This window comes from Methylobacterium sp., assembly GCF_019750675.1.
In the GTDB taxonomy this organism is placed as follows: Bacteria; Pseudomonadota; Alphaproteobacteria; order Rhizobiales; family Beijerinckiaceae; genus Methylobacterium.
Genome location: NZ_JAIEOF010000020.1, coordinates 1 through 4,664, shown reverse-complemented (window position 1 = coordinate 4,664; position 4,664 = coordinate 1). Strand labels below are relative to the sequence as shown.

At 68.5% G+C, this 4,664-nt stretch carries 6 protein-coding genes; 2 read left to right on the top strand and 4 right to left on the bottom strand.

What is annotated here, in order from left to right:
* A partial coding sequence (locus K2X24_RS00985) for an outer membrane beta-barrel protein (RefSeq protein ID WP_292493832.1) occupies nt 1-708 on the bottom strand: 708 nt, incomplete at its 3' end.
* Between the two features lie 307 nt (nt 709-1,015).
* Here K2X24_RS00985 and K2X24_RS00980 point away from each other — a divergent pair.
* Nucleotides 1,016-1,846 (top strand): FkbM family methyltransferase, encoded by an 831-nt coding sequence (locus tag K2X24_RS00980; RefSeq protein ID WP_292493830.1) that lies wholly within the window; start codon nt 1,016-1,018, stop codon nt 1,844-1,846.
* Here K2X24_RS00980 and K2X24_RS00975 read toward each other — a convergent pair.
* Both K2X24_RS00975 and sfsA read right to left on the bottom strand, forming a co-directional pair.
* The gene (locus K2X24_RS00975) at nt 1,841-2,011 is read right to left on the bottom strand and encodes a hypothetical protein (protein ID WP_292493828.1); all 171 of its coding nucleotides are present in this window, start codon (nt 2,009-2,011) and stop codon (nt 1,841-1,843) included. The two genes, K2X24_RS00980 and K2X24_RS00975, sit on opposite strands and share 6 nt — an antisense overlap.
* 69 nt (nt 2,012-2,080) lie before the next feature.
* On the bottom strand, nt 2,081-2,788 hold the full coding sequence (gene sfsA, locus K2X24_RS00970) for a DNA/RNA nuclease SfsA (protein WP_292493826.1): 708 nt from the start codon (nt 2,786-2,788) through the stop codon (nt 2,081-2,083).
* 168 nt (nt 2,789-2,956) lie between these two features.
* On the opposite strand from sfsA, the gene K2X24_RS00965 reads away from it, so the two are divergent.
* Complete coding sequence (locus K2X24_RS00965; protein WP_292493825.1) at nt 2,957-3,811, top strand: DUF937 domain-containing protein; 855 nt, start codon at nt 2,957-2,959, stop codon at nt 3,809-3,811.
* A 589-nt stretch (nt 3,812-4,400) separates the two neighbouring features.
* On the opposite strand, the gene K2X24_RS00960 is transcribed toward K2X24_RS00965, so the two are convergent.
* On the bottom strand, nt 4,401-4,664 hold a 264-nt coding region (locus tag K2X24_RS00960; protein ID WP_292493823.1), incomplete at its 5' end, for a DUF3072 domain-containing protein.

Below are 4,664 nucleotides of genomic sequence, written 5' to 3'. Positions count from 1 at the left end.
GATCTTGTAGGTGATCGCGCCCGTGACCCAGTTGAGCTCACCCGAGAAGAAGCCATCGGTCGCGGCGAACGAGGCCGCCCACGGGCCGTCCGAGTAGTTGACCTGCACGCCGTGGTTGATGACGTTTTCCTGGGCGAAGAGGAGGCCGCGCGAGATATTGAGGTTCTGGAAGGTGAAGGGCAGTTCCGAGCCGATCAGCGTCGGCATGCGGCCGCCCTGGATCGACCAGTTGTCGTTGATCACGTACTTGCCGAACACGATCGGAGCGGGCGAGAACAACAGGTTGGTCTGATCAAAGGCGCTGAAGATCGGCGCGCCCAGGCCCGGGATCGAGTAGGCGCCGAAGGCGGCGTAGAACTGGAAGGCACCATCGGCCTTCTGGATGAAGCCCATCAGGTTCGAGAAGTCGGCACGTCCGAAGCGATCGGCGGCAATGCCGGGGAGCGCGATGGAGGTCACATTGCTCTGATCGTAGAAGTAGCCCGTGACCGCGCCGCCGACGTAGATGTCGCCGAACGCGCCGAGGGTGAGGCAGGCCGGGTTCGGGTTCTGCTTGATGACGCCGCCATAGGCCGGGAAGGTGATCTCGGCCTTGCAGGACGCCGGGATCGGAGCCGGGGCCACGGGCGCCTTCAGGTCGGCCGCATAGGCGCACGCCGAAGAGAGCAGCAGGGCCGTGAGGGCGAGGAGCGGGCGGTTCATGGACATCGAGGAACTCTGCGAGGGGGTCGGCGTTACGCCTAAGCTCGCAAAGGTTCCGCGCTGCGGCAAAGCTATCCTTTGGGCATCCGCCTACTTTTAGGGCAGATCAGGGGTGTCCCAAGTGGTTTGGGTCGTGGTGTTGCCACAATGGAACAGATCAAGCGCTGGCGGACGGTCCCTCACCGCTAGGTCCTGAAGCTTATCCGGATCTCTGCTGTGTCGAGCGTCGCCTGAGCGCCGCGTCCATTGCGGACCCGGCCGAATCGGGCCTCGCGCTTGCCGCCATCGCCGCGGGCTGGCATCAGCACCCGCGATGAGAGACTCGCAGCCCTACGGCACCTACGCCCCCACCGGCCTCGTCGCGCGCATCGCCGAGCGCACCGGACGCCTGTCCTACGGAAGCTGGGGTGGACGGCGCCTGTCGCTGTTCCTGCGTCGGATCGCGATCAGCCTCCTGCGCGGTCAGCCCCTCGACGTGGAGCGCTACGGGGCGCGCATGCGCCTCTACCCGTACAACAACAACTGCGAGAAGAAGGTGCTCTTCACGCCGCAATTCTTCGACCCCGAGGAGCGCGAACTCCTGCGGGCGAAGCTCGCGCCCGGCTGCACCTTCCTCGACATCGGCGCGAATATCGGGGCCTACGCCCTGTTCGTGGCGGCCTTCGCGGGGCCGCGCGCCCGCATCCTCGCCATCGAGCCTCAGCCGGACGTGTTCCAGCGCCTGGCCTACAACATCGCGCAGAACCCGTTCGGAACGGTCAAGGCCCTGGCTTGCGCGGTCGCCGACAAGGCGGGGGAACTCACCCTGTTCGTCGATCCGCGCAACCGGGGCGAGTCGAGCCTGAAGATCGTCGGCACCAACGAGGGCGCACAGATCCGCGTCCCCGCGGTGACGCTCCTGGATCTCGCCCGCAGCGAGGGCTTCGCGGCCATCGACGCGATAAAGCTCGACGTCGAGGGGGCGGAGGACCTGATCCTCGAACCCTTCCTGCGCGAAGCGCCGGCCACGCTTCATCCCAGGGTCCTCATCCTGGAGAACGGGACGGACCAGTGGCAGATCGACCTGCCCGCCCTGCTGGAGCAGCACGGCTACCGGCAGATCCGCAAGACTCGCCTGAACCTCATCTTCGAACGCGCCTCATGACAGGCTGGCCACCGCCGCGATGACCAGGGCGGCGAGGCCGGGATGGAAGGTCGGCCCGAAGCCCAGTGCCCGCGCCGCCGCACCCCGGGCGTAGCCGAGCCGGAACAGCAACCGCCCGGCACAGAACAGGCACGCCAGCATCGATACGACGGCCGCGTCGGACACCGGGGCGACGGCGATCCGCTCGCCCGCACCGGCGGGCGGGGGACGAGCCCGCGCACCGTCCGCGAAACCCTACGCCACCGGGATCGCGTCGGCGACGGTGATGCCGGCGGGGTCGATCCGACAGCGGTAGGCGTGCACGGCGACGCCGGCCGCGCGGGCGGCCTGGAACGCCCGGTCGAAGGCCGGATCGAGGTCGCGGGCCGGTGCGAAGCGCTCCGCCCACATCTGCACCACGATGATCACCATGGCGCGCCCGCCCGCCGCCACCACGGCGGCGAGGTCCTCCATGTGGCGCGCGCTCCGGGCGGCGACGCAATCCGGGAACTCGGCGAGGCCCGGCGCGCGCATGAGGTGACAGTTCTTCACCTCCACGTGGCAGGGCGCCGATCCCTCCCCGCCGGCCAGGAAATCCACCCGGCTCGCCCGCCCGTAGCGGACCTCCGGGCGCAGGCTCGTGTAGCCCGCCAGCGCCGGCAGGCTCCCGGCTGCGAAGGCCTCCGCCACCAGGGCGTTCGGGCGCATCGTGTTGATGCCGACCCATTGCGGTCCCCCGGGCAGGTCGGCTTCCACCAGTTCCCAGGAATAGCCGAGCTTGCGCGTCGGGCTCGTCGCGCGCGACAGCAGGGTGCGGGCGCCCGGTGCGAGGAGGCCCAGCATCGCGCCAGGATTCGCGCAGTGCGCGGTGACGAGGGTGCCGTCCGCGCATTCCATGTCGGCCAGGAAGCGCTTGTAGCGACGCACGAGGCGCGCCTCGATCAGGGGCGCGGAAAAGCGCATCGACGGCTCCGGGGACGGTTTTTCGAGAAGGAAACGGGGCGTTCGGGTGAAAGAAAACCCGATTCCGACATTCGTCGACATCGAATCGGGCGCCCATGAGGCACGCGGGCTGGTCAGTGACCCGCCGATGCGACAGAGTTCGGGGGCGCGTCCGGGCATCCGCCGGGCATGTCGCCGTTCGTCCGCGAGGCCGCCATGTTCAACCTGTTCGATATCCTCCAGGCGCAGGCGGGCGCCAACCTCCAGGGCTTCGGGCCTCAGTTCGGGCTGACGCAGGAGCAGGGCCTGCGCGCGATGGAAGCGCTCCTGCCGGCCCTGACGATGGGCCTGCAGCGCAACGCCGCCCAGGACCCCATGGGGTTTGCCAAGATGTTCAATCTCGTGGCCCCCACCCCGCCGACGAAGGCCAAGCCCTTCTTCCAGATGGACAAGCCCTCGCAGCAGATGGACATGCTGGTGGGACAGCTCTTCGGCTCGCCCCATCTCAGCCAGGCCGTGCTCCAGCAGGCCGCCGCCGTGAGCGGGGTGGCGACGCCGGCCCTGAAGCAGATGCTCCCGCTGATGGCCGGCATGGTCGTGGCGGGCATCGTCCACGTCATGATCAACCAGGCGCCGGCCCCGGCGCCGCAGAGCCCGGCCCAGACCTTCGGTTTTCCGCCCAACGTCTGGTCGCAGATGATGGAGAGCTTCCTGAGTTCGGGCGGTTCCGCGGCACCCGCCGCCCAGAGCACGCCGGCCCGCAAGCCGCCCGCCCCGCCGCGCCTCGCCGCGGCGGCGAGCCCCAAGACCGCCAGGTCCAGCCAGGGGGGCTCCCAGGAGACTTCGCCGGGGGACGCCCCCTTCGAGATGATGCAGCAGATGTTCCAGACCGGCCTGGAGGTGCAGCAGGAGAACGCCCGCGCGATGCAGCGCCTGTTCGACACGTTCTGGCAGGGAGCGGGCGGTGCGGATACCGAACGCTCGGATGCGCCGGCCCCCGGGGGCGGACGCTCCAAGACGGAGGCGGGACGCGGCGGGCGCTGAAGCGGATCCGCCGGAACAGGCCGGTTCGGTTCCTGGCACCGACCGGCGCCCGGAGCGGAGTTTTACCGAAATACGGTGGTCGCCTGCTTCATGGCGATTTCATCCGCCGGCAATGTCCCGGATAGGCGGTACCATCGCTCAGGAAGAGGCGCTGCCGACCTTGGTGCCGATGTATTCGTACATGACCGTCATGCGGTCGCCGTAGAGCCGCAGGGCCCCGACGACCGTGAGGAAGGTCAGGGCGGCGATCATTCCATACTCGATAGCCGTCGCGCCGCTGGTATCCGTTCGAAAACGGGACATGAGCGAACGGATTCGGTCGGCCAAATGGCGCTCGGCCTCCCCCGCGGGGCCGGTCGGTTCCCGTCTGTCCATCTGCGCCGATCGTCTCTATCCGGGGTTGTCCCGGCATGAGCTTAAGACCGGCTTCGTTGCAGAGGGCTTAAGCCGATCTGCGAAGACGGTTCGAAACGCGCATTTCGCAGGTCGACGTCACGCGTTTCGCGTCTCGAAGTTCGGCCCACCGCTGCGCTTTCCATTCCGGGCCGCCTCGGCCGCTGCCGTGGAGGGCCCGGAACGGTGATGCGGCTCAGGCCTTGCCGGATTCCTTGCGCAGGGCATCGATCCGCTGGGAGGCCTCGGCCTTGTCGAGATCCGGATCGAAGGCCTCGGGGTCCTTCGCCTCCTCCGAGAGGGTCTTGAGGTAGGAGGCCTGCGCGCCCGTCATCGGCTCACCGCCGGTGGTCCACTCGCTCGGATCCTTGATCTGGTTCGAGGTGTCCTTCGGGTCGGTCTTCGGATTGGTCTCGGCGGCGTCCGCCCGATTCGCGGCAGACTGGGCTTTGGAAGTGTC

Excerpts from the sequence above, each read along its gene's own strand:
- sfsA (WP_292493826.1), bottom strand. The coding sequence starts at position 2,788 with ATGCGCTTTTCCGCGCCCCTGATCGAGGCGCGCCTCGTGCGTCGCTAC.
- K2X24_RS00980 (WP_292493830.1), top strand. The coding sequence starts at position 1,016 with ATGAGAGACTCGCAGCCCTACGGCACCTACGCCCCCACCGGCCTCGTC.
- K2X24_RS00965 (WP_292493825.1), top strand. The coding sequence starts at position 2,957 with ATGTCGCCGTTCGTCCGCGAGGCCGCCATGTTCAACCTGTTCGATATC.